At 61.8% G+C, this 4816-nt stretch carries 4 protein-coding genes and 2 pseudogenes; 4 read left to right on the forward strand and 2 right to left on the reverse strand.

Features of this window, described 5'->3' with window-relative positions; all coding sequences use genetic code 11:
- From AC1Q5S_RS22090 to AC1Q5S_RS22105, 4 genes and pseudogenes are all read left to right on the forward strand, one after another.
- Positions 1-108 (forward strand): annotated as a pseudogene (locus AC1Q5S_RS22090) (IS5/IS1182 family transposase); the annotation flags it as partial.
- Between the two features lie 132 nt (positions 109-240).
- Positions 241-1050, forward strand: a complete 810-nt coding sequence (locus AC1Q5S_RS22095) for an alpha/beta fold hydrolase (RefSeq protein WP_348682863.1) — start codon at positions 241-243, stop codon at positions 1048-1050.
- Between the two features lie 33 nt (positions 1051-1083).
- Positions 1084-1570, forward strand: a pseudogene (locus AC1Q5S_RS22100) (IS66 family transposase); the annotation flags it as partial.
- 251 nt (positions 1571-1821) lie between these two features.
- Positions 1822-2523 carry a Crp/Fnr family transcriptional regulator gene (locus tag AC1Q5S_RS22105; protein WP_260669133.1) on the forward strand — a complete coding sequence of 234 codons (702 nt, stop codon included), beginning with the start codon at positions 1822-1824 and terminating at the stop codon, positions 2521-2523.
- A 334-nt stretch (positions 2524-2857) separates the two neighbouring features.
- Here AC1Q5S_RS22105 and AC1Q5S_RS22110 read toward each other — a convergent pair whose 3' ends face one another.
- Together AC1Q5S_RS22110 and AC1Q5S_RS22115 are read right to left on the reverse strand one after the other, a co-directional pair.
- Positions 2858-3877, reverse strand: coding sequence for a tyrosine-type recombinase/integrase (locus AC1Q5S_RS22110; protein WP_008903159.1), 1020 nt, complete (start codon positions 3875-3877; stop codon positions 2858-2860).
- On the reverse strand, positions 3870-4816 hold a 947-nt coding region (locus AC1Q5S_RS22115; RefSeq protein WP_492239442.1), incomplete at its 5' end, for a tyrosine-type recombinase/integrase. The genes AC1Q5S_RS22115 and AC1Q5S_RS22110, both read right to left, overlap by 8 nt.

The raw sequence follows: 4816 nt of genomic DNA on the forward strand, positions 1-4816 counted from the left end.
GTGCGCTACCGCGGGCTTCAGAAGAACGCCACGCGGGCGTTCACGGCCTTGGCGCTGGCCAACATTTACCTTGCCCGAGGGCGCCTGCAGGGGCAGGTGCGCCCGTAAGGGTCTGAAGGGGGCTCAAAGGCTCCCGAAACAGGCCCTGTGGGGCAAAGTCCGGCATCTTTGCGGGCCATTTGGCATTCAAATGGCTGTGCAATGGAGTTGACGCTACTTGATCAGCATTGCCCTAAGACCATGAACGTCAACAAACGCAACAACGTCAAATCCTTGGGAAACAGCGGGCCAGCGATTTTGTTTGCCCACGGGCTTGGCTGTAGCCAATCCGTATGGAGCCGCATCACGCCCGCTTTCGCTGGCACACATCGCCAAATCTTGTTTGACTATGTTGGAAGCGGCAAGTCGCAGCTATCGGCCTTTAGCGCAGTTCGCTACAGCAGCTTGGCCGGCTACGCGCAAGATGTTCTGGACGTGTGCGAAGCGCAAGGGCTGCAGAGCGGCGTCACATTCGTGGGCCGCTCGGCCAGTTGCAACGTCGGACTGTTGGCTTCGATATCACGCCCTGACTTGTTTGATCGCTTGATATTGGTGGGGCCCACGCCCTGTTTCTTGAACTATCCGCCCGAATATGCCGGAGGCTTCGAGCGTGCCGACCTCCAAGGCCTGTTGTCGCTGATGGATCAGGACTACATCGGCTGGGCCAATCACCTATCGTCCGTGGTGGCGGGTGCCGCGCAGGGCGAAGCGTTGGCTGGTGAGTTTTACGACAGTTTTTGCTCCACGAACCCGGTCGCGATGCGCGTATTTGCGCAAACCACCTTTTTTGCTGATAACCGGGCTGACCTGCCCCAGGCGTCTCGCCCCTGCCTCATTCTTCAGCACCAGGAAGACAGCCTGGTTCCGCTTGCGGTGGGTGAGTATCTGAACCAGCAACTGAAGGGCAGCATCTTGGAAGTCATGGACGTGGCGGGTCACGCTGCTCACATGAGTCACCCCGCGCTGGTGATCGATGCCATGCAGCGCTACATGGCCACAGACCATGCTTGATGTTGATTGGATTAAATCTCCGTCGGCGCGGACAACCAAAGCCAGATCGCCCTGAGTGCGCTGGAGCAGATGGCCCGCATTTATGAGATCGAGCAGGAGGTCAAGGAGCTGAACGCCGAGCAGCGTCTCGCAGTCCGGCGGGAGAGAACAAAGCCACTCCTGGACGCCCTTCACGAACGGATGTCGCTGCAGCGGCGCAAGGTGCCCGACGGATCGGCCACAGCGAAGGCGCTGGACTACAGCCTCAAGCGTTGGATAGCGCTCATCCGCTTTGCAGATGATGGGCAATTCGGTTGACAACAATTGGACCGAGAACCAGATCAGGCCCATCGCCATTGGCAGAAGCAACTGGCTGTTCGCTGGCAGCTTGCGCGCGGGCCAGCGGGCGGCAGCGGCGATGAGCCTGATCCAGTCAGCGCGCATGAACGGGCACGACCCGTATGTCTACCTGCGCGACGTGATGGCACGCCTGCCCATGCAGCGCGCCAGTCAGATCGGTGAGCTGCTGCCACACCGCTAGCAGCGAATCCAGGCCATCTCACTTTAGATTTGGCCGACGGTGAGTTTCACCGTCAGAGGTCTCATACGCAAAGCCTTGGAACTGCGCCCTCCCTCAAAGCTACCAGTGTGTTTGATTTGAGTATTTGTTCGGTTCCAGACAGAACAGTCAATCGAACAGGTCTACAGTCGACAAGGGAATGCAAGACATCCTGTCTTGCGAACCTTGCGGGTTCGCTCCGAGAGGGGTTTTCTCGTGTACCAGGGCTTCCCATGGACAACGCAGAGAACCACCTCATTGAGCGTCTTCCGAAAGCGTTGCGCAAGCGTTTTCTTGCGCTGTGTACCCGGTTCGAGCTGGTGGCATTGTCCGACCTGATCGAGCATGGGGCGCCACTGAGCCACGCGTACTTTCCACGTTCCGGCTTCATTGCGCTGGTGATTGACATCGAGACGCACCCGCCGTTGGCGGTGGGCATGATCGGACCCGAGTCCATGCTAGGGGCGGAATTGGTGCTCGGAGTGGCCAAGACGCCCTGGAGAGCCGTGGTGCAAGGCGCTGGCAATTGCTGGCGCCTGGAAGCGCATGTGTTGCGCAAGACCATAGCCACCATGCCCGAGCTGCGAGAACTGGTGCAAGGCTCTTTGATGGTCCGCCTGCATCAGCAATCACTTGCCACAGCCTGCCAGCGCTTTCACACGATAAGCGAGCGGCTGGCGCGCTGGTTGCTCATGAGCCAGGATCGCTCCCACGCCGACCGGTTTCATGTGACCCAGGACTTCATCGCGCAGATGCTGGGCGTACGGCGCGTGGGAGTGAGCGGGGCAGCCAGCGAATTCCAGCGGCGTGGACTGATTGAATATCACCGCGGTGAGCTCACTGTGCTCGATCGGCTGGGTCTGCAGCAAGCAGCGTGCAACTGCTACGCGGCGGACAAGCGACTGCTCAATGAGTTGATGCCTTCGGGTTCTTGAGGGGCCAAGTTCAGCATTGCAGGCCGCGATAGATTTGGCGAACTGGCGCTGAGGCCGACCAACGCGAGCCATGGGATGGCCGCGCGCTTACGGATGACTGCAGCCACCTTGATACCTGTCATTGATGCCGCCGTGCTGATGGGTGAGCCGATGACAGCTTCGCGCAATGCACTGTGAACCCAGCTCCCGTGCACGACCGACGGCAAGCGCTGCTTATGGAGAGCTCTCCATAAGCAGCGTTATGCACAGCACGCAGTTATGCACAGTTGGTCCGGCAGCGCGGCGTCGCCGCCCTCGCAAGAGGGCTGCGGTCGCGTCTTTGAACTTCACGTAATCACAAGGTCTTGAGGAACTTCAACAGATCGTCTTCTGCCCGGAACCGCTGTGGGACCACATTGGGATCCTGAAGCCTGGCCAGTGCCTTTTCCTTCATGGCGAGATCGGCCTCTATGTACTGATGCGTTGTCGCCGGACTCTCGTGTCCGAGCCACAGAGCGATCACGCTGATGTCCACGCCCGACTGCAGAAGGTGCATAGCGGTCGAGTGACGCAGGCAGTGTGGAGAGATCGTTCTCCCGGCCAGGCTCGGCGTCGTGAGCGCGGCTTTCTTGACGGCCAATGCCAGGCGCTGCGTCACGTTGGACCGCGTCATCGCCTGTCCGCCACGGTTGGGCAGCAGCGCCGACGTGGGAGTCAGGTCCGGGTTGAACTTCAGCCAGGCGCGGATCACCTTGACCGTCGATCGCCAGAGCGGCACCGACCGCTGCTTGCGTCCCTTGCCATGCAGATGCACGCAGGCGGCGGGTGCCAGCACGACGTCGCCCACTTTTACGCCGATTGCCTCCGACACGCGGGCACCGGTGTTGTACAGCAGGGCCAGCAGCAGCTTGTCTCGCTGGCCCATCCAATCCGCTCCTGGCGCGCCGATCACGGCCAGCATCTCCTCGCGTGTCAGGAACTCGAACATCGGCCGCTCGAAGCGCTTCATCGGCACGCCGAGCGCCTGCTCGACGACCTGAAGTGCCGTCACGTCTCGCCGGGCCGCGAACTTCAGGAACGAGCGCAGCGCGGCCAGTCGCGCATTGCGGCTGCGAACGGTGTTGTGCCGATCGCGTTCGAGATGATCGAGGAAGTCCAGGATCAGCGCGGGCGTCAGGTCGGCGAGCGACAGCGTCGTGGGCGTCTTGTGCAGTTGCGCCTGGGCGAAGTCCAGGAACAGCACGAACGCGTCCCGATAGGCCGCAACGGTCTGCGGGCTCAACGCGCGCTGCTGCGTCAGGTGCTCGGCGAAGAAGGACTGGACCAGCGTCGCGAAGCTCGGCGGAGCGGGCTTGCGGTGTTCAGAACTACTCATCGTCGTTCTCCGCGACGTCGGCGAAGCGTTCGAATCGAGCGCCGGCCAACGCCATCAACTCCGGCACGCCGCTCAGGTACCAGTACGTGCTGGAGATATTGATGTGGCCCATGTACGTGGACAGGGCCAGCATTCGTTGGTCAAGGTTCGCTCCCTGCTGGTGCCACAGGATCATCCGTCTCACGGCGAAGCTATGGCGCAGGTCATGCACCCGCGGTCGGCCATGGCCGCCGCGATCGATCCAACCCAATTGCTCGCGCAGCTGACAGAACACTCGATGCACCTGCCGATCTCCCAGCGGTTCACCCCGGTGCACGCCACGCGAGCCCACGAAGAATGTCATCTGCGGCTTCGCAGGCACGTACTGGCGGCGCAAGGCCCGGTAGGCTGCCAGCGGACCAATCACGCTGGGGTGCAGCGGCACCATGCGGGACTTGCCAAACTTGGTCTGCTGTATGGTCAGGATGCCGCCGTCCAGATCTGCATCCGAGTCGGCCAGGTTGATCGCTTCGGAGACCCGAAGCCCGGCCGATGCGATCAGACCGAACAGCGTCGCATAGGTGGTGGCACGAAGGCCGTCCGAAGGGCCGAGTCGACGGGCCGCGACGATCAGCGCAGCGATCTCGGCTTCGCTGTAGATGTGAGGCGCTACGCGGCGCGGGATCGGACCGAAGCTGGAGTCGTCAGGCACTTCGACGGTCGGATCGAACTGCTGCAGCCAGCGCATGAAGGGGCGCAGCGTTGCCAGTCGACGCGCTGCCGTGTCGACATTGGCCTGGCCGTCCACGAGGTACCGAGGCTGCACCTGGCGCGCCCACTGGACCATCACGTCCACCGTCAACGCGCTGTCGTGTCCCTCGCCTGGGTATTTCGGACCAACGTGACCGGTGATTTCGGCATCGTGACCGAGGATTTCGGTCGATCGTGACCGAACTCCTT

It is taken from the genome of Acidovorax sp. GW835-FHT14B10, from assembly GCF_058793725.1.